Annotated in this window: 18 protein-coding genes and 1 riboswitch; of the genes, 11 read left to right on the forward strand and 7 right to left on the reverse strand. The window is 55.3% G+C overall.

What is annotated here, in order from left to right; translation table 11 throughout:
* Positions 1 to 50: 50 nt before the first annotated feature.
* Together CIK74_RS08260 and CIK74_RS08265 are read left to right on the forward strand one after the other, a co-directional pair.
* Positions 51 to 503 carry a MarR family winged helix-turn-helix transcriptional regulator gene (locus tag CIK74_RS08260; protein WP_096255467.1) on the forward strand — a complete coding sequence of 151 codons (453 nt, stop codon included), beginning with the start codon at positions 51 to 53 and terminating at the stop codon, positions 501 to 503.
* Complete coding sequence (locus CIK74_RS08265; protein WP_096255468.1) at positions 500 to 1,531, forward strand: FUSC family protein; 1,032 nt, start codon at positions 500 to 502, stop codon at positions 1,529 to 1,531. Before CIK74_RS08260 ends, CIK74_RS08265 begins: the two co-directional genes overlap by 4 nt.
* Positions 1,532 to 1,615: 84 nt before the next feature.
* Here the strand turns inward: CIK74_RS08265 and cycA are convergent, their stop codons facing one another.
* Positions 1,616 to 3,103 carry a D-serine/D-alanine/glycine transporter gene (gene cycA / locus CIK74_RS08270; RefSeq protein WP_096255470.1) on the reverse strand — a complete coding sequence of 496 codons (1,488 nt, stop codon included), beginning with the start codon at positions 3,101 to 3,103 and terminating at the stop codon, positions 1,616 to 1,618.
* Positions 3,100 to 3,285, reverse strand: a complete 186-nt coding sequence (locus tag CIK74_RS08275; protein WP_096255471.1) for a hypothetical protein — start codon at positions 3,283 to 3,285, stop codon at positions 3,100 to 3,102. Before CIK74_RS08275 ends, cycA begins: the two co-directional genes overlap by 4 nt.
* A 159-nt stretch (positions 3,286 to 3,444) precedes the next feature.
* Positions 3,445 to 3,542: riboswitch (glycine riboswitch) on the reverse strand.
* A gap of 1,028 nt (positions 3,543 to 4,570) precedes the next feature.
* On the opposite strand from CIK74_RS08275, the gene ltrA reads away from it, so the two are divergent.
* Positions 4,571 to 5,908: a group II intron reverse transcriptase/maturase gene (gene ltrA / locus CIK74_RS08280; protein ID WP_170947801.1), complete on the forward strand. Its 1,338-nt coding sequence runs from the start codon at positions 4,571 to 4,573 to the stop codon at positions 5,906 to 5,908.
* 189 nt (positions 5,909 to 6,097) lie between these two features.
* Here the strand turns inward: ltrA and CIK74_RS08285 are convergent, their stop codons facing one another.
* From CIK74_RS08285 to CIK74_RS08295, 3 genes are all read right to left on the reverse strand, one after another.
* Entirely contained in the window at positions 6,098 to 6,355 is a 258-nt protein-coding gene (locus tag CIK74_RS08285) for a hypothetical protein (RefSeq protein WP_096255472.1), read from the reverse strand.
* Between the two features lie 144 nt (positions 6,356 to 6,499).
* On the reverse strand, positions 6,500 to 6,817 hold the full coding sequence (locus tag CIK74_RS19040; protein ID WP_096255474.1) for a heavy-metal-associated domain-containing protein: 318 nt from the start codon (positions 6,815 to 6,817) through the stop codon (positions 6,500 to 6,502).
* A gap of 43 nt (positions 6,818 to 6,860) precedes the next feature.
* Entirely contained in the window at positions 6,861 to 7,190 is a 330-nt protein-coding gene (locus tag CIK74_RS08295; protein ID WP_096255475.1) for a metal-sensitive transcriptional regulator, read from the reverse strand.
* 239 nt (positions 7,191 to 7,429) lie between these two features.
* Between CIK74_RS08295 and CIK74_RS08300 the strand changes: the two genes are divergently transcribed.
* Both CIK74_RS08300 and CIK74_RS08305 read left to right on the forward strand, forming a co-directional pair.
* Entirely contained in the window at positions 7,430 to 8,572 is a 1,143-nt protein-coding gene (locus tag CIK74_RS08300; RefSeq protein ID WP_096255476.1) for a peptidoglycan bridge formation glycyltransferase FemA/FemB family protein, read from the forward strand.
* 12 nt (positions 8,573 to 8,584) lie between these two features.
* Positions 8,585 to 9,859 (forward strand): carbamoyl-phosphate synthase, encoded by a 1,275-nt coding sequence (locus CIK74_RS08305; protein ID WP_096255478.1) that lies wholly within the window; start codon positions 8,585 to 8,587, stop codon positions 9,857 to 9,859.
* Between the two features lie 38 nt (positions 9,860 to 9,897).
* On the opposite strand, the gene CIK74_RS18510 is transcribed toward CIK74_RS08305, so the two are convergent.
* The gene (locus CIK74_RS18510) at positions 9,898 to 10,038 is read right to left on the reverse strand and encodes a CGNR zinc finger domain-containing protein (protein ID WP_240520497.1); all 141 of its coding nucleotides are present in this window, start codon (positions 10,036 to 10,038) and stop codon (positions 9,898 to 9,900) included.
* Here CIK74_RS18510 and CIK74_RS18515 point away from each other — a divergent pair.
* The 3 genes from CIK74_RS18515 (at position 9,984) to CIK74_RS08320 (ending at position 12,994) form a co-directional block, all read left to right on the forward strand.
* Positions 9,984 to 10,418, forward strand: a complete 435-nt coding sequence (locus CIK74_RS18515) for an isochorismatase family protein (RefSeq protein ID WP_240520498.1) — start codon at positions 9,984 to 9,986, stop codon at positions 10,416 to 10,418. The two genes, CIK74_RS18510 and CIK74_RS18515, sit on opposite strands and share 55 nt — an antisense overlap.
* 60 nt (positions 10,419 to 10,478) lie before the next feature.
* The gene (locus CIK74_RS08315; protein ID WP_096255481.1) at positions 10,479 to 11,723 is read left to right on the forward strand and encodes an MFS transporter; all 1,245 of its coding nucleotides are present in this window, start codon (positions 10,479 to 10,481) and stop codon (positions 11,721 to 11,723) included.
* Between the two features lie 86 nt (positions 11,724 to 11,809).
* Positions 11,810 to 12,994: a histidine kinase gene (locus tag CIK74_RS08320; protein ID WP_096255483.1), complete on the forward strand. Its 1,185-nt coding sequence runs from the start codon at positions 11,810 to 11,812 to the stop codon at positions 12,992 to 12,994.
* 332 nt (positions 12,995 to 13,326) lie between these two features.
* On the opposite strand, the gene CIK74_RS08325 is transcribed toward CIK74_RS08320, so the two are convergent.
* The gene (locus CIK74_RS08325; RefSeq protein WP_096255484.1) at positions 13,327 to 13,992 is read right to left on the reverse strand and encodes a helix-turn-helix domain-containing protein; all 666 of its coding nucleotides are present in this window, start codon (positions 13,990 to 13,992) and stop codon (positions 13,327 to 13,329) included.
* A 159-nt stretch (positions 13,993 to 14,151) separates the two neighbouring features.
* Here CIK74_RS08325 and CIK74_RS08330 point away from each other — a divergent pair, with 159 nt between their 5' ends.
* From CIK74_RS08330 to CIK74_RS08340, 3 genes are all read left to right on the forward strand, one after another.
* The gene (locus tag CIK74_RS08330) at positions 14,152 to 16,056 is read left to right on the forward strand and encodes an FAD-dependent monooxygenase (RefSeq protein WP_096255486.1); all 1,905 of its coding nucleotides are present in this window, start codon (positions 14,152 to 14,154) and stop codon (positions 16,054 to 16,056) included.
* Between the two features lie 88 nt (positions 16,057 to 16,144).
* Complete coding sequence (locus CIK74_RS08335) at positions 16,145 to 16,879, forward strand: AAA family ATPase (protein ID WP_141392908.1); 735 nt, start codon at positions 16,145 to 16,147, stop codon at positions 16,877 to 16,879.
* A 469-nt stretch (positions 16,880 to 17,348) separates the two neighbouring features.
* Positions 17,349 to 18,167, forward strand: a complete 819-nt coding sequence (locus CIK74_RS08340; RefSeq protein ID WP_096255489.1) for a PspA/IM30 family protein — start codon at positions 17,349 to 17,351, stop codon at positions 18,165 to 18,167.
* Positions 18,168 to 18,195: the final 28 nt, after the last annotated feature.

Consider the following 18,195-nt stretch of genomic DNA (forward strand, 5'->3'; position numbering starts at 1 on the left):
AAATGCGCTCGTTTAGAAATCGTTTCGCGATGAAATGATATCTTGATGGGATGAACGAGCAACAGATTCCAAAATTTCAATGGGGCTCACTGAGCTACCTCTCCTCCCGTGTAGGTCGCTTGGGCACGCTCAAACTCACCGAGATGATGGAATCGGAAGCGTTGACCCGCAATCACTTCATGATCGTGTGCGCCTTGCAAGAGTTCGCACCGATGTCGCAAAACGATCTCTCGCTACGCACTGACCTGAACCGTGGCCACTTGGTGGCCTATCTTGATGAACTGGCGCAGCATGGCATTGTTGAGCGCAGCGTTGATCCCGGTGACCGGCGACGTAACCTCATCACCTTGACCGAGTCCGGCCAGAAATTCACCGCCAAGGCCATGAGTGCCGCGCGGGACAGCGAAATGGAACTCTTCGGAGTCCTCAATGTCGCACAGCGCGAGCAACTGCGTGAACTCTTGCAGCTAGTCGTAGCTCAAGAAGATGAGTCTGCTCAGTGAGGCAACACCTGAAAGCAGTGTGGGAGCACAGCATTACCGTGGGCCCGGCGATGCCCTCGTTGGTCCCAGCCACAAAGGCCGCCTTCTGCGTGGCAGTGCCACTGACCCTGTTGGCCGTTAGCGGCCGACTGGACTGGGCCATGTACGCTGCGTTTGGGGCGTTCTGCTCGGTCTTTGGGCGCTACGATACCGATGCGGTCCGTTTTTGGCAGCAGCTGAGCAGTGGCTTGGTGCAAATTGCCGCTATGGCGCTGGGTACCTTCTTCTCCATGATCGAGTCACCGTTTGTGGTGCGCATACTGGTGTTGGCGGCTATTGCTTTCGGAGCGAATTTTGTCTCCTGCGCCGTCCGCTGGATGCCACCTGGACCGGTCTTTGCGGTTTTTGCCGGTGGCGCCTGCATTAGCGTTCCCGCCACTGCCGATAATTTTGTTGGCGTGCTTGTGGTTGGTGTGGGCACGGTAATTTTCAGCGTGCTGTTCATGCTGGGGCTTTCGCTGCGTCGCGCCAAGTTGCTACACACCTTAGGCAAGGGCTTTTTCTGGAATCCAAACCCGCGCGCTTATACGGAATCGACGCAGATGGCGCTCGCCGTATTTATCGCCGGAGCCGTGGCCTATACCTTTGGTGGTAATCACTGGTACTGGGCGAGCCTGGGTGCTATCGCCGCGGCGATGGGGTTGGACACGTATGCTCGGGTTTCCCGTGGTATTCAACGTTGTGTGGGTACCTGCGTGGGGGTGTTGCTCACCGGAGTCATCGTGATGTTTGATCCACCGATCTGGCTGATATTACTGGTGGCCGTCGCCAGCCAGTTCTGCATTGAAATGGTGATCTTGCGACACTACGCGGTGGGCATGATCTTTATGACTGTTACCGCCTTGTTGATGGTGCATCTGGGCAGCACCGAACCGATGGGCAGTTTGTTAGTTGACAGGTTGTCCATGACAGTTCTGGGCGCGGCGCTTGGCGCCTTGCAAAGTATTGTTATTGGCTTGCTGATCAAACGCCGCACAGCACTTAATTAGCAGAGTGGTTCGGGCCTCGGGAAGCTGAGTGGATATGAAAAAGCACCGCACCCCACGAGGGGATGCGGTGCCAAACTCGGCTATTTACACCGAGTGAGTTTCAGAATCTATGGTGTTCTCCACGCGGGGACCGTGAATGCGGAAGGCCCCGGCATCTTCACGCTCGGAAACGACCTTTTCCACGTGCAGTGCACGAAGCTGTGCATGGCGTGGGTTGCGGCGAATAACGCTGTAACCAATTGCCAGGCCAACAAACCACAGTGGAGTGATCAGTAGCGCTTGCAGGGTATCTAACTGGGTAGTCAATGCCCACAAGATGAAGCCGAAGAATGCGAGCACCACGTATGGCATGAACGCTCCGCCTGGCATCTTGAACTTGCTCGCTGCGTGCAGGTGTGGACGGCGCCTGCGGTACACCAGGTAGCTGATCAAGATAATCGACCAGACGAACATGAAGCATAGTGCGGAGACCGTAGTCACCAGCGTGAAGGCCGCAATCACCGAATCGCCACTGTAGAGCAGCACCACTCCGGCGAGGAGGAACATGCAGGAGAACATCAGCGCATTGCGTGGGACGCTGCGACCAGAAAGCTTCTCGAAGGATTTGGGCGCGTCGCCCTCCATGGACAGGCCACGGAGCATACGGGAGGTCGAATAGATCCCCGAGTTAGCACTGGACGTTGCGGAGGTCAGCACCACAAAGTTGATCACACCTGCCGCGCCAGCCAACCCGGCGAGCACGAACATGCCAACGAAAGGCGATTCCCCTGCTGAGAACAGACGCCATGGCTGAACGGCCATGAGGATGATCAAAGCGCCTACGTAGAAGAACAGGATTCGAATCGGAATCGAGTTGATCGCTTTAGGAAGGGTCTTTTCTGGATCCTTGGTTTCTGCCGCGGTAGTACCTACGAGCTCAATTCCCACAAATGCGAATACTGCAATCTGGAAACCAGCTACGAAGCCCATGAAACCGGTGGGGAACATGCCACCATCGGCCCAGAGGTTGCTAAAGGAAGCGGTCGCGCCATTGGACTGGAACTCGGTGATGATCATAACCAGACCCACCACAATCAGCGCACCAATGGCGACAATCTTGATCATGGAGAACCAGAACTCGGTTTCGCCAAAGGCCTTCACGGTAGCCAGATTCAGCACCAGCAACAGTGCGATACAAGCCAGCGCCGGAATCCATAGCGGAAGGTTGCCCCACCAGTAGGCGACGTAGTGAGCAATCGCCACCACGTCGGCAATACCTGTAACCACCCAGCAGAACCAGTAGGTCCAGCCGGTGAAGAACGCAGCCCATGGCCCCAGCAGATCACCGGCGAAATCGGCGAAGGTTTTGTAATTCAGGTTCGACAGCAGTAGTTCTCCCATGGCACGCATGACAAAGAACAGCATGAAGCCGATGATCATGTAAACAAAAATGACCGATGGGCCAGCGACCGAGATGGTCTTGCCGGAGCCCATGAATAGACCGGTACCAATGGCACCGCCAATTGCAATGAGCTGAATATGACGGTTTGAGAGCCCGCGTTCGAGCTTGGGCGAAGAGCTGGTGGTGCTCATTCTGCTGCCTTCCAGGAGTGGTGAGGTGCTTCGAAGAGGTGCCATGGGTTATTCCCGAGGGATAACCCACGTTGCGGCAGATCTACGTTTGCACCCGAATACTCGTTCTCCAGGACAAGATTCTGCGCGTCATCATGCGCGGGGCGCAGCTCGATGAGCTGAGCGCGAAGGAGGTTGACCATTGGGGGAACTTTCGAATCGGGTGCAGACAATGCGGCACTGTTCTTTGTTCCTCCCCAATCTGTTTGAAGACCTGAGAGTTTTCATCTTGACCCGTCATTGGGTTCAAGATTTGCTCCGTCGGTGAGTATGGACAAGTCCATACTACTTTCCAGATTTGCCTCATCGTGGCGGTACGGGGTCCTGAGAGTTTCCTGGGGAGGAATTGCTCCTACGGCGCCCGCCCTTGGCTGGGGCGGATCTCTCCCGCCACGCATCAACGGCAAGTAACTTGTGATAGCTGTCACAGTATGCCCATGTTTTAGTTTATGAAGCAAGCCGGAGGGATTCTTTGCTAAAGGTTTGCGGTAGATGCGCCGGATGTTTTTGCCATTGCACTGGGGCGATGGGTCTTGCAGAAAACTTGTCTACGAATCACTGTTGTTGCATAAAGCACTAGTTGGCAGGTCATTTGAAGATGCGTAGAACGTATCGGGAGCTTGAAAGTGCGAGCTGACAGCGAGGTTTAAGAATGCAGAGCTGGGAGATGGGTTGATCTTTTCAGCGGCCCGTAACGTTTCGTATTATTGAGAATTCGAGTTATGGCCCTCATGAGCTCTGCGGAGCATGTGATTTGTAGCGATGTATAGGTCTAATAATCGGATGTAAACCTCACCCCGAAGTATGAAGCGTATCCATGGAACACCCAGATAAATCCGGAAATCTGGTAGTTAAAACCCAATGGCCCAGTTCATTATGAACTGGGCCATTGGAACATGTACGCCCAGCATGGGCATTTACTTGGAGGTGAAAGTCCTCTGGTCGAGAAGGTGGTTTAAGACCTAGCCAATGGCAACTGCGTCACCGCGAGGTGGGGTGGGAAGGAAGCCGGAGGCAAATCCCTGCACCGAGGGACACGAACCACATATAAGGCATGTTTGTCGGGGTAAACCAGCATGTGATGGTGAAGCCCGTTCCACCGAAACGGCAAGTGTGTAGATGTGGCGGGCGCAGGAGGAAAGTAAATGTTCTTATCTGGGGAGGTCTGTCTCAGTGCATCACCAGTTTGACCGGTGGAGCGGTTTTGGCCGTGAGGTCAGGGCTGATGGGGCAGAAGTCAGCAGAGGTCATAGTACCCACCGGAATAGTGTCTTGGATCTGATGAGGATGCCAGGATTGCCTTTATATAAGGGGTGGGGAAGGGCTGAACGCTGGGAATTGATTTTCTGAAGCATGAATACTCGCGTTCACGTAGGAATCGCAGAAAACCCACGAACACGTGGTGGGGCAGAGAGGGGTTAAGCGAAGATGGTGAATCCTGAAGAGCACTCTCCTGCGCGTAGCGCTGAACCGGCGGTTGATGGGGAAGAAATCAGGGATCAACAGGTTGATCTGTGGGAACAAGTGTTTTCGCAGGAGAATCTGATGGTCGCATTGAAACGTGTTGAGCGTAATAAGGATGCAGCTGGGGTTGACGGTCTGGGAGCGCATGAATTGCGTGGCTGGGTCGGTGAACACTGGGGGGATACTCGTAAGTCGCTTGATGCTGGTACTTATGCGCCGTTGCCGGTGCGTCAGGTGATGATTCCGAAACCTGATGGTGGTCAACGGATGCTGGGAGTGCCGTCCGTGCTGGATCGTTTGATTCAGCAGGCTCTCGCGCAAGTTCTGTCTCCGGTGTCTGACCCGGGATTTGTGCCGGTTTCTTATGGATTTCAGCCGGGCAAAAGCGCTCATGATGCTGTGGTGGTTGCCCGTACGGTGATCGCTCAGGGCTATAAGTGGGTTGTTGAGGTTGATCTTGATGCGTTCTTTGATCGGGTGAACCATGACGTGCTGATGTCTAGGGTTGCGCGGAAAGTGAAAGACAAGCGGGTTCTGAAGCTTGTTCGCCGTTATCTTGAAGCGGGGATCATGGCGCAGGGTGTTCGCCGGGAAACAGCGGAAGGAACCCCTCAGGGGTCGCCTCTGTCGCCGTTGCTGTCGAATATTATGCTTGATGATTTTGATCAGGAATTCTGGTCTCGGGATCACCGCTTCGTGCGGTACGCCGATGACATCAGGATTTTTGTGAAGTCTAAGCGGGCTGCGTCACGGGTGCTGGAGCAGGCGACGAGAGTCCTTGAACAGCGTCTGAAGTTGAAGGTTAATCGGCAGAAGTCCGTGGTCAATCCAGCGAATGTTGCAACTTTGCTGGGCTTCGGATTTTACTTCGTTAAAGGCGGGGTGCGGTTACGGGTTGCTCCGAAAGCGTTCAAACGCATGAAGGATACAATTCGTCGGCTGACCTCCCGCAAATGGAGTGTGTCGATGGACTTTCGCATCGGCAAGTTGAACCGTTATGTTCGGGGTTGGATGGGCTATTTCCGGTTGTCTGAGACGCCGAAGAAGTTCACTGAACTTGATAAGTGGTTTCGAAGTCGGATGCGTCAGATCCGTTGGAAAGAATGGAAGCTTCCACGTACGCGGGTGAAGAATTTACGCCGTCTGGGTGTCATTATGGATTTTGCTTACCAGTGGGGGAACAGCTCTCGAGGATATTGGCGGGTAGCTGGTTCTCCGATTCTGAAGAAGGCCTTACCAAATTCCTATTGGGAAGAGTTGGGCTTGATCTTCTTTCGCCGGGCTTGGGATCGTTTTCGATGACTTAGCGAACCGCCGGATGCGGGCCCGCATGTCCGGTGGTGTGAGAGGTGGGGGCTAGACACCCCCACCTACTCGATCACTCGCACCTTTGAGGAAGGTAATTACTACTCTAATCACCGCGACTGTTTAGCGACTGTGCGTCAGGTGCTCATTGGCTAGGGGTGCTCGCCAAGTACTTAAAAGCGTGAGTTACTTCTTTTCCTGCGCATCGGTGGCTAGTACAGCCTCCGTGTAGCGACGTTCAAATTCTTCGGCGGAAACCGATTCGCGTTCCACTCGGAAAGACGATTCTGGGATTCCGAGAACCGCTGCGATCAAGCTTCGGGTGTACCCAGCAATTTTGCGGGACTTGCGTGTGGAAGTGACATGGTCCAGTTCGGGAACCCAAATGTTCCACCATCCGGCCTGCTTACCTACGACTGCCTTGAATACGCGTTGCTCGTTCATCTGTTGTCCTACTTTCGTGGAAGTACCGACCGCGAGGCCAGCAGAAGTCGCTGATCTGCAACTTGCGGTCTTTTTAATACTCCATCATGGACCAGACTGCGACAAGTTTGAATGGCCGTGGGCCCTAGCCCTTTGGGCTGAGAGCTAGTTGCTGACCGATTCGAGAGTGTAGCCAGCTTCTTCAACTGCTGCTTGAAGCACTTCTTGGCCGATGGCGCCCGAGGTGCTCAGCAGTGCAGTGGAAATACCCTTCGCGTCCAGAATGATCTCAACGTTTTGCACGTTTGCGATTTCCTTCAGTTCCTCGGATACCGATGAGACGCAGTGTCCGCAGGTCATTCCCGAGATTTTGAGTTCAATTTGGGTGGTGACTGGAGTGCTGTCCGGGCGAGGAATAATCTGCAGGCCTTGGCTTGAGGAGTTTGAATTATCGGAACAACCGCAATTACAAGCGTGGCTCATGTTTTGCTCTCTATTCTTATTGGGGGATTAAAAGTTCTGTCGGTTAGCGCAGAAGTCGGGAAATCGCAGCCGTAGCTTCGGAGATCTTGTCTTGAACAATGCTGGGGTCCCCGGTGTTCAGCGACTCTTCGGCGGCGCCCACTACGCAGTGGCTGATATGGTCTTCGACCAGTTGCAGGCTGACCTTGTGTAGGGCGGCGTTGATTGCCGAGATCTGGGTGAGGATGTCGATGCAGTATTTGTCTTCATCCACCATGCGAGCAACCCCGCGAACCTGCCCCTCGATCCGGTTCAGGCGTTTGCGCAAGGCATCTTTTTCTGGAGTGTAGCCATGAGGCGCCACGGGTTCCGCAATCTTTGTCTGAGAGTCCATGTACTAATTATACCCCCTTGGGGTATAGATTGCACGCCTGAGCCAGGCGGCGCTCATTCGTCGCTGGGCCATGAGACTGGAAGACAAAGACACAGCTGAGCATGTCCATTTGCTCACAGCCTGAGATCTTGGTTCGAGCAGATACCGCTACAGAACCCGCGAAGGCTCAACGCCTTGACTCATTTGCTTGCCATGCATCATCCCCGGAGTGGCAAGCAAACCGCGATAGGCTTTTACCTGTGAGCCACAATGAACTTCGCGTGCGTCCAATATCCAGCACCGAGCACTCCGCGTTCCTTGCTACCGCGCAAGGTGTCAGCTTCCTTCAGCGTCCCGAATGGGCACAGGTCAAGGCAGGCTGGCGAGGAGAATCTCTCGGTTGGTTTGATGGTGAAACCCTCGTTGGTGTCGCCTTGATCCTGCACCGGCAAGCGCCGGTAATTAAAAAGACCCTCGCCTACATTCCAGACGGTCCGGTCATAGACTTCGACAGCTATGACGCGCGAACCGTCCTTCCACTGCTGGCCAGCTACCTGAAAAACCGTGGCGCCTTCCAGCTACGTGTTGGGCCAGGGCTGTCGGTGCGCACCTGGGGTGCGGCCGCCGTGCGCAAGGCGTTCGGTAAAGACGAGCTCGCCTCGCTCGCCGATCTGGAAACCGCATCGGTCAACGAGAACGCGCGCAAGCTCAACGAAGCGCTGAGCGATCTAGGATTCACCAAACAAGACGTCGGTATGGACTTTGCCGCCGGCCAGCCAGAATACGTGGCAAGGGTGGCATTGCAGGATCCGGCAGGAAACCAGCTAGATACTGATCAGGTGATGGCTTCCTATTCCTCCACCACCCGCAACGAAACGCGGAAGTCGCTCAAGAGCGAACTGTTGGTTGAAATTGGTGAAACCAAGGACATGGCACGCTTCCATGCTCTGTATAACCACACCGCTGAACGTCAAGAATTCACCGGACGCCCGCTGAGCTACTTTGAAAAAATGCACACGGTACTCAACGCGGCGGTACCCGGCTCCTGCACGCTCTACGTTGCAAGTCATGAGGGTGTAGATCTAGCCTCGGCGATCGTGTTACGCTCCAGCAACCTTGCCTGGTACCTCTACGGTGCCTCGTCCTCGGAGCAACGTAAACTCTTCGCTCCCAAGGCCATCATGCATCACATGATCTCCGACTCCATCGAAGCCGGCTGCAAGTACCTGGACCAGGGTGGCGTCAGCGCAACCCTGGACGGGGACCACCATCTGTCGGGGCTGACCAAGTTCAAAACCAATACGGGTTGCGACATTGTGCAGACCAACGGCGAATGGGATCTGGCACTGAATAAGCCACTTGCCTGGGCCTTTGAGAAGTACATGAACTGGCGAGCGAAGTAGGAACTAAACCCCATGGCTATTGAGAACTCTCAGCCTTTTGTCCCCGTCATCCTTGGCGGCGACATCGGCACCTACACTCTGGCGCGCGAATTTTATGAGGCGTACCAGGTGCGTTCGGTCGTAGTGCCGGCGGCCGGCAACGGAGTCATTGAACACTCGGTAGCCATCGAGTTGCACCCCATTGGCTCCATGGCCGATGAAGCGCGGGTAGTGACCAAACTTATCGCCCTTGCCGAGCAACTCAACGGCGAAACGGTTCGCCCACTCATGCTCTTCGGATCTTTAGACTTCCACATCATGCTGATAGCCAAGCATCGTGCGCAGCTCAGCGAATACTTCGTGATCCCGTATCCAGAACTAGAAGTCATTGAGGCTGCCGCCTTGAAGGAGAACTTCTACGCGCTCGCCGAACGAATGGGGATCGCGCACCCACGTACCGCCGTTTATCGCGCGGGCGATGACCTGTCCGCGATGGCTAAGTCGCTGACCTTCCCGCTGATTGGTAAGCCGTCGAGCTCCGGCGATTGGATCGCCGCAAAGTTCGCCGGCAAGCAAAAGATCCACACGCTGGAAAACTTGACCCAGTTAGAAGACTTGCTGGGACGCATCGATGCCAGTGGTTACACTTCCGGCTACATCTTGCAGGAGTACATTCCAGGTTCTGATGATGCGATGCGTCTATGCACCTACTTTGCTACGCAAGAAAAGAAGGTGATCTTCGCCGGATATGGTGAGGTAGTCATCGAGGAGCATGCACCATTGGTGTTGGGCAACTCCGCGGCTATTGTCACCGGACGCAATGACCAGATGGCCGTAGACGGTGCCCGAATGCTCGAGGAATTGGGTTGGCAGGGAATCGCCATGATCGACGCAAAATATGATCATCGTGATGGCGTCGTGAAGTTCTTTGAAATCAACCCGCGACTCGGGCGAAACCATTATTATCTGACGGCTGCAGGGATTAATCCTGCACGTTTTTACGTCACCGAATTCCTTGGCGAAGACTTTGATTCTTCCAACCCGCAGACCGATGCGGTGATCGAAACCGGTATTGGAATTCTCCAGTTGCGTGAAGAGCGACTATTCACCGTGCTGCCGCACCACCTGTTGCGACGTTTCCTTGATAGTGACACCGGGCGGAAAGCCGCCGCGTTGCTCAAGGCCGGTAAGGTATCCAACCCGCTGAAGTTCAAGGAAGAGAAGCATCCACGTCGCCGGGTCTATCTGATACTCAACGCAGTGAATCATTATCGCAAGTACAAGAAGTTCCCGCCGCGTAGTTTGTAGCAACTACGTGAACTCAACGCTCAGCCTAGGTTTCCTGCCTAGGCTGAGCTGTTTAACGCGTTCTCACGTTTGCGCGCGTAAGCGCGTGCCGCACGCACCCGATCTCCGCAACGGGTGGAACACCATTGGCGGCGTCCGTGGGTACCCCGAAATTGCGCAGCGCGCAGATCAAGCCACACAAGTCTTCACCAAGGTATACGCCAGCGTCTTCGCCGGCACGGGGTTGGAAGCCTGGTTGCGTGAAAGCAATATCGACACGATCACTCTCACCGGTTTCATGACCAACAACTGCGTGATCGGCTCGGTGGCAGCCGCCGAACCACTAGGTTTTAATGTTGAGGTACTCTCCGATGCCACCGGAGCCATCAATATTGCCAATGAAGCAGGTTCCGCCAGCGCACAGCAGATCCACGAAACGCTGATGACGCTGTTGCATTCGAACTGGGCCGCGGTATCGACCACCGACCAGTGGCTCAGCGCGCTAAACTCCGGTTCGGCCCTTGCCGGCAGCAACCTCATCGTTTCTGCAGCGCAGGGACATGAACAGTACCAGAGGTAGTATTTGCGCGAGGTGGTCATCAAAGGATGCTTCGGACATCTTGCTGGCTAGGATGACGTTATGGATCCCAAACACCCGGCACTGCCTAGGGGCTTTAGCGCGTTACTGCTCATTGCCATGATTCTTGCGGCAGTAAATTTGCGTCCAGCAGTCACCTCGCTGGGCGCATTGCTGGATCCGGTCATTGAAGACTTGTCAATGAATGGGTTTATCGCCGGGATCATTACCGGGGTGCCGCCATTATGTTTCGCCATACTTGGCCCGTTAGCCCCGCGCCTTGCCGGCAAGCGTGGACCCGAGCTAGTGGTGGTGGGTGCGATGCTCGCAATTCTCTGCGGGTTGGCCCTGCGTTCCCTCGGACCAAATACGTGGGTGTTTTTCATCTTCACCGCACTTGCACTTGCAGGAATTGCTGTCGGAAATATTCTGATGCCGGTGCTCGTCAAACGCTGGTTCCCCACAAAAATTGGACTGGTCACCGGCTCGTACACCACCGCGGTGGCACTCGGCGCCTCCGTCGTTGCGGCGATAGCGGTACCGGTTAATGACGCACTCGGTAGCGCATGGCGAGGCGGCCTAGCGCTGTGGGCCATTCCAGCATTGATTGCGATGCTTATCTGGGTGGTGGTGTATTTCGGTTTACGCAATCAGATCACCCAGCTTCAAATGCCGGTGCCCAAGACTCAGAGCTTAGCCCCTGCAATGGGGCCAATGAGCCGAAACTCGACGGCCTGGTGGATTGCGCTGTTTTTTGGAGCACAATCAACCGTCGCCTACATTTTGATGGGGTGGGCACCGAAGATATTTACCGACTTCGGAGTTGACCCAGCCTATGCCGGAGCGTTGCTGGGCGTGATTCTTGGTGTCGGCGTCCCACTATCATTTATCATGCCTGCCCTCGCAGCGAAGTTTGCCCATCAAGGTCCACTGGTGGTCGTCAATGGAATTGCCGGAATGGTCGCTATTGCAGGATTGCTAATCGCGCCGGTAGAAGGTGCGTTTATCTGGGCGGTACTTCTCGGGATCTGTGGTTCGAGCTTCCCCTTGGCCTTGACGATGATCGGTTTGAAAGCGCACACGGCCGCCGGAGTGAGCAAGCTTTCTACCTTCGGACAGTCCGTTGGATACCTGATCGCCATCCCCGGACCATTCCTCGTCGGTGCATTGCATGAGACCACCGATTCCTGGACTCTGCCGATATTACTGATTGCAGGGTTGATCCTCTTTCAAACCTTTACCGGGATTATGGCTGGCAGGCCACGCTTTGTGGAGGACCACGGGGTACCAACTCGGGTTGATGCGTGAGTTCTTTAAGGGCTAATAAGTCGCGCTGAACGCTTTGGACTACTAGCGTCTCGAAGAACAAGCCGGAGGAGACATAGACTGAAAGCGTGGAAGAAAAAGGCAGCCTGCGCATTCAAAGCATTCTCTGGGCAGCGGCCATATTTCTGGCCGTGATGCTCCTGTCGCTGGTGAGTAAACCAGCTAGCGGTCAACAAGAAATGACCGCTGCGTATCTGGTGACCGCTGGGGCATTCGCCGTTGGTTTCGGCGTCCTCAGCGTTTTGCGACATCGATTTGCGCGCGCCACCTGGCTGGTAGCCGGACTGGGTATCTGCGTTTGGTTGCTGTTGGCCATGCCCCGTATTGCCATACTTCCACCTTTGCTGTTCTTCCTCGCCCTGATCACCTTGGCTGGACACCGCATGCGCTCTTATCTTGGAGCGTTAGCGGTTTTCATCGTGATGAGCGCGGTGCGCTTAGTGCAGGGGGCATCCTTCCAAGACCTCTTTGACTTTGAAATGTTGGCCTACGCCTCGTTGGCTGCGCTGGTTATTCTTTATGCCCAGTTGCGCACCACCCGAGAGGTGACACTAGAACATCAACGACGTGTTCGAGAGTTTGCCGAGCGGACCTCAGAGGCCGAAAAAGAACAAGGACGGATATTGCACCGTTCGAAGGTGTCCTATCAGCTGCATGACGAGTTGGCACACAACCTAGCGGTAGCTTCCCTGCATACCAACGCCGCGTTGGATGCTTCGTCCACCGATACCCGCACGGCGTTGAGCTTGATCCACGTTCGGCAGGCGGTGACCGGAGCAATGACCGCATTACGCAGAACATTCGATACGATGGGCCAGCTAGAAGCGCCCGAAGAACTCACTGCAACCATCGAAGACATTGAACGGATTGCTACTTCGTTGCGGGATACTGGCATTGAAGTTAATATCCACAGCTCGGGCCTGGGCCAGACAGAGAACTTCCCGCAGTTGGCCATGCGAATAATTCGCGAAGCAGCCACGAACGCGGTTAAGCATGCTGATCCCACCCAAATGGTGATCTGGATCAAGGAAGAAACCGACGAAAGCCAACCGCCATACTGGGTAGTTTCGGTCCGTAATAACGGTGTCCGCCCGGTGCATTCACAGACTCCCAATGGGCAGGGCCTGGCACGCCTACGCGCCATGACCGAGGCCGAAGGCGGAACCATGGAATGGGGACGGCTGGCAACAAACTTCCTGCTTTCTGCGACCGTCCGAAAAGACGTTGAAGAAAACCCGAGACGAGATTCTTAGTATCCCGCTGGACGCTCAATCGCACTAGTGAGGCTTGATTCGGGCTACCTCTAGCCCGGTGGGCAATCCCGGCGTAGAGTGAAAGCACGATTTGGCGGAGCCACGGCGAGCACGTCGAGGCCCGTACACACTGGGAGGTCGAAATGGGAGATTTTCGGGCATACACCATGGAAGAGCGGGCCACATATTTGGCACCGTCTTGTGCACGTTGCGGTCAGCACCGCCACGTGGTGTGGGAAAAAGTAGATGGAACCGAAACATACCTGCCCCGCGACTCCGGATGTTCAAACGAAGCGTGCACCGCATAGGCAGTTAGTTGTAGGCAGTTGCCCTTAGGCTCGCACGCCCAGGCTAGCGGAAATTCGCGCGGAAGCGGCGGTAAGTTTCAGTGCCACCTGAGTCTGATCCAACTCCTGGGACAGGTAGATTACCGCAATTGCCCCCGGCTTGTTTTGCGGTAGTTTGACCGGCACCGCGATTGAGGTGAGCCCGGGGATGACTTCGTCATAACTGAACTCATAATCCTGTGCTGGGTACTGATCCGGGTTGAGCTGAGAACGGATCACGCGTCCCGGGGCGCCATTATCGATGGGGTGCCTTGTTCCCGGGCGTTGTGCCACGGTGGCATCTGCATGACGTGGTTCGGCGGTGCTCAACGTGACTGCAGCTTCTCCGTCAAAGACTACTAAGAGCGCGGTCATCTGCAGTTCGTCCGAGAGCGTGGCCAGATGCGGGGTGGCCGCTGCCTGTAAAGACTTGGAAGCATTGCGCGCCAAGGCACCGAGCCGTGCTCCTAATTCTAGATCTCCGGAGGGCGTACGCTCCACAAAGCCATATTGTTCAAAGGTCTTCACCAGCCGGTAAGCCATGGAGCGGTGAATGCCTAATTTTTCGGCCAATTCGGCCACGGTCAGTGGGCTGGAGGATTCGCCAATAAGCGTGAGCGCTTTGAGTCCGCGGCCCAGAGTCTGGGATCCGCCTTCGGTAGTCTTAGTCATTTTTTAGTCTTTTCGCCGTGCACGGAAACTCGTTGTGGCCGCCATAATGTGACTTGCGTCTTGCTCCTGCAGTCAAGGATAGCTACGATTGTATCTATAGTTACATCAATGTCGCAACTATAGAGACAATGAAGTCTGTGGCATTCCTAAGGAGTAAAAATGCAGATCCATCACAAAGGTTATGTTTCCGGCGATCCACGCGTGAAACCAGCTGCCGGGTACGGCATCGACCGCTCGGAAGAAATCCCTGATGAGATGGATGTGCTGATCGTTGGAACCGGCCCAGCTGCCGCGGTAGTCGCAGCCCAACTCTCCCGCTTTCCCAGTGTTAATGCCCGCGCCATTGAGATGCGCCCGGGCCGGTTGCAGGTAGGCCAGGCCGACGGAATCCAAGCCCGCTCGGTAGAAACGTTCCAGGCCTTCGGCTTCGCCAACGAAGTTATCGAAGAGTCCTACCGCAACGTCGAGATGTGCTTCTGGACCCCAGATCCGCAGAACCCCGCAAACATCATCCGCCACTCACGGGCCGCTGATGACTCCACCGGCATGAGCGAATTCCCGCACATCTACGTAAACCAGGCCCGAATCCTGGACTACTTCTTACGCGACGCCGAACGTGCACCGGGCAAGATCACCCCGGACTACGGTGTGGAGTACTTGGACTGTGAAATCGATCCGACAGCCGAATTCCCGGTCACCGCGCGCATCAAATATGTGGCCGGTGAACTTTCCGGGCAAGAACGCAAGGTCAAAGCAAAGTATCTTGTCGGTGGTGATGGCGCCCGCAGCGCGGTACGACGCTCATTGGGTCACAAGCTACACGGCGATGCCTCCCTGCACGCGTGGGGCGTCATGGACATCATGCTGAACACCGACTTCCCTGATATTCAGGTGAAGTGCTCAATCCAATCCCACGATGCAGGCAACATCCTGTTGATTCCACGCGAGGGTGGTTACCTGGTGCGCGTGTACGTGGACCTTGGCGAGCTGACCGCTGAGGACGCCGGAGCGATTCGCAATACTCCGGTAGAAGACATCATTGCCACCGCGAACCGGATTGTGCACCCTTACAGCTTTGACGTGAAGTCCGTAGCCTGGTTCTCCGTTTACGAGGTTGCCCACCGCATCACCGACGGCTTCGACGACGTGTCCGATGAAGAGCGTGGCACCCGGACACCGCACGCATTCATCATGGGCGATGCCTGCCATACCCACTCCGCGAAGGCCGGTCAGGGCATGAACGTGTCCATCCAGGACGGTTTTAACCTCGGCTGGAAACTTGCTGCCGTGCTTGAAGGACGCGCCCCGGAAGCACTGCTGAACACCTACGCCGAGGAGCGCAAGGTGATCGCGCAGAACCTGATCAACTTTGATAAGGAATGGTCCTCGCTGATGGCCAAGTCTGTCGAGGAATGGGAAGACCCAGACGAGTTGGAACGCTACTACGTGAGCACCATGGAATTCCCTGCCGGATTCATGACTCAGTACACCGAATCGGCGATCACTACAGGGCTGGAACACCAGGACTTGGCCCCGGGCTTCCCGGTGGGTAAGCGCTTCAAATCTGCTGAGGTGATTCGCCGTGCAGATAACCGTTGGCGTCACCTAGGTCATTTCCATGAAGCAGATGGCCGCTGGCGCGTCTACGCTTTCGCCGATGAAGCGGCACCAGCATTGGAAGGCACTGCGATGGCACAGTTCGCTGCTTGGTGGAGCCAAGATGCTGCCTCACCGCGCAATCTTTATACGCCCGGCGGAGTGGATGAGGATGCGGTCTTTGATCTGAAGGCCATCTACCAGCAGGACTACACCGAGGTTGAGCTGCACGATGTTCCCAAGGTTTTCCAGCCGGTGAAGGTGCCTTTCGGCCTGCATGACATCAACCAGGTCTTTGCTGCCGGGCATGGTCGCGACATCTTCCGTGAACGTGAGATCAGCAAGGACGGCGCTATCGTGGTGGTCCGTCCGGATCAGTACGTTGCAGGGATCTTCCCGTTGTCCGCACATCAAGAAATCGCAGACTTTTTTGCCGGGAATATGACTGCGCTGGAAGCCGGTAAGTAAGACCGAATCGAAGCCGCCGAGGCCAAGCGTAATTTCGCAGCTGGCCTCGGAGGCTTTGTTGTACCTAGCACTTGGTAGCCTCGAAGCTATGAACCAGCCCTTCCAAATGCTTCCGGTGCGCAGGGTACAAGAGGATCTTGAATCACCGGCGGATCGAAACTTGTGGCCCGCTACGATCCCGGCGGTACGCCAGATCCTCGATGACGGACTAGACCTCTCGCAGCTGACAATCTTGGTCGGTCAAAATGGTGCAGGAAAATCAACGCTGGTCGAGGCAATTGCCGAAGCCTTCGGGCTCAATGTGGAAGGTGGCACACAAAATTCCCGCCACCAAAGATATGCCAATGATTCCGCGCTGGGGGAGCACCTGCAACTAGTGCGTGGCGCTGGAGCCTCAGGTGCCGGAGTGTTCCTCAGAGCCGAAACGATGCATGGACACTTCGCGTACCTCGAAGACCTAGACCGCGAAGACCAGAAGAAACGTGGACTACATAACCGGCAAAGCCACGGTGAATCATTCATTGAATTCTTCACCTCGCGTTCGGCGGTTAACGGGCTCTGGGTCTTTGACGAGGCCGAATCGGCGCTGTCTTTCGAAGGAAGCCTCACGCTGCTCTCGCATATCTCAGACTTGCTGGCCACAGGGTCCCAAGTAGTACTCTCCACACACTCGCCCATCCTTGCGTCGTTGCCGGAAGCTGACATTTATGAAGTCGGGGAGTGGGGGCTGCGCCGATCCACCTATGACGAGTTAGATATGGTGCGAAACTGGCGATTGTTCTTGGATGCTCCGGGCAGGTACCTGCGCCACTTTAATGATTGAACCTTTCTGTCTGCTTTGCGCTGAAATAATAGAGGATCCTACTTCGAATCACTTGGCCTTTCGTGGGCTTCGTTCTGCTCTGTCGCGCCCCGACGGAAAATAAGACTAAGCAACACTGCCAGGCCTACAGCGATAGCAAATCGAGGCCATAATCCAAGGTTGGTCAAGAATCCTAAAGCCAGGAGCAAAATCACTGGCGCTAGTCTGACTAGATATTTTATCCATGGAGTGCTCATAGCCTCCATGATGTCAGCTGACGTCGTTTAGTTTTGTTTCATGACTAAATGGTTTCGGATCACCAATGAGCAGCAGGAGAATGCTGCTAATCCCGAGCACGTTGTTATGCGTGCCTTGAGTAATTACCGGTGACTGCGCAGCCCCAACTTTCCGCGCCATGAGGTGAAGTTGAGTTTAGCGCTCGGTGCTGCGTCGCATAGAGTTAAAGCTGCGGTTAACGAAGGGACGCACCATGGCCAAGAAACGCTCAATTTGGGCCCGTATTTTCGGGATCGGCAAAGCCAACGCCAATGCGGCACTGGATGCGCTCGAAGATCCACAGAAGATGCTGGACCAGCAGGTTCGCGATTACACCAACAACATTGCCCAGGCTGAGTCGGCGGTAGCGCAGACCATCGGTAACCTGCGTATGGCAGAAGACGACCAAGCTAAAGCTATGGACGAAGCGAAGTCTTGGGGCTCTAAAGCCCTTGCCGCTTCGAACAAAGCCGAAGAATTCTCGGCTGCCGGGGATGTCACCAACGCACAGAAGTTCAACCAGCTAGCGACCGTGGCAATCCAGCGTCAGATGGCAGCGGAGACAAAGGTTAAGAACCTGGCTCCGAGCATTGCCTCGCAACGCGAAGTTGTCGCGAAGCTTAAAGATGGTCTGAACACCATGGGTAAGAAGCGCATTGAATTGGTAGGCAAGCGTGATGAGCTTGTCGCCCGTGCGCGTAATGCCAAGACTCAAGGCCAGATGATGGAAACGCTGAAGGCCTTGGATATGAATGATCCAACCAGCGAGATCAGTCGTTTCGAAGACAAGATCCGTCAGGATGAGGCTAAGGTCCGTGGCGCTTCCGAGCTTGCCGCTTCCTCGCTAGACTCGCAGTTTGCCGCTCTGGAAGATCTGGGTGAAGAAACTGAGGTTGAAGCCCGATTGGCAGCGATGAAGGGCGAGCAGAACGTTCTGGATGAAGCCCCAACTGCGTCGGCAATTGAAGCCGAAGCTCCGGCGGTTTCTGAAATCGAAGCCCGACTGGCTGCGATGAAGAAGAACCAAGCTTAAGTAGCAAAATAAGAACCGGCCTCGGCGA

It is taken from the genome of Glutamicibacter sp. BW77, from assembly GCF_002332285.1.
Classification (GTDB): Bacteria; Actinomycetota; Actinomycetes; order Actinomycetales; family Micrococcaceae; genus Glutamicibacter; species Glutamicibacter bergerei.

What these genes read in the sequence shown, in the direction of transcription:
- CIK74_RS08305 (WP_096255478.1), top strand. Translation starts at nt 8,585, where the DNA reads ATGGCTATTGAGAACTCTCAGCCTTTTGTCCCCGTCATCCTTGGCGGC.
- CIK74_RS08285 (WP_096255472.1), bottom strand. Translation starts at nt 6,355, where the DNA reads ATGAACGAGCAACGCGTATTCAAGGCAGTCGTAGGTAAGCAGGCCGGA.
- CIK74_RS08260 (WP_096255467.1), top strand. Translation starts at nt 51, where the DNA reads ATGAACGAGCAACAGATTCCAAAATTTCAATGGGGCTCACTGAGCTAC.
- CIK74_RS08315 (WP_096255481.1), top strand. Translation starts at nt 10,479, where the DNA reads ATGGATCCCAAACACCCGGCACTGCCTAGGGGCTTTAGCGCGTTACTG.
- CIK74_RS08335 (WP_141392908.1), top strand. Translation starts at nt 16,145, where the DNA reads ATGAACCAGCCCTTCCAAATGCTTCCGGTGCGCAGGGTACAAGAGGAT.
- CIK74_RS08295 (WP_096255475.1), bottom strand. Translation starts at nt 7,190, where the DNA reads ATGGACTCTCAGACAAAGATTGCGGAACCCGTGGCGCCTCATGGCTAC.
- CIK74_RS08325 (WP_096255484.1), bottom strand. Translation starts at nt 13,992, where the DNA reads ATGACTAAGACTACCGAAGGCGGATCCCAGACTCTGGGCCGCGGACTC.
- CIK74_RS19040 (WP_096255474.1), bottom strand. Translation starts at nt 6,817, where the DNA reads ATGAGCCACGCTTGTAATTGCGGTTGTTCCGATAATTCAAACTCCTCA.
- cycA (WP_096255470.1), bottom strand. Translation starts at nt 3,103, where the DNA reads ATGAGCACCACCAGCTCTTCGCCCAAGCTCGAACGCGGGCTCTCAAAC.
- CIK74_RS08340 (WP_096255489.1), top strand. Translation starts at nt 17,349, where the DNA reads ATGGCCAAGAAACGCTCAATTTGGGCCCGTATTTTCGGGATCGGCAAA.
- CIK74_RS08330 (WP_096255486.1), top strand. Translation starts at nt 14,152, where the DNA reads ATGCAGATCCATCACAAAGGTTATGTTTCCGGCGATCCACGCGTGAAA.
- CIK74_RS08275 (WP_096255471.1), bottom strand. Translation starts at nt 3,285, where the DNA reads ATGGTCAACCTCCTTCGCGCTCAGCTCATCGAGCTGCGCCCCGCGCAT.
- ltrA (WP_170947801.1), top strand. Translation starts at nt 4,571, where the DNA reads ATGGTGAATCCTGAAGAGCACTCTCCTGCGCGTAGCGCTGAACCGGCG.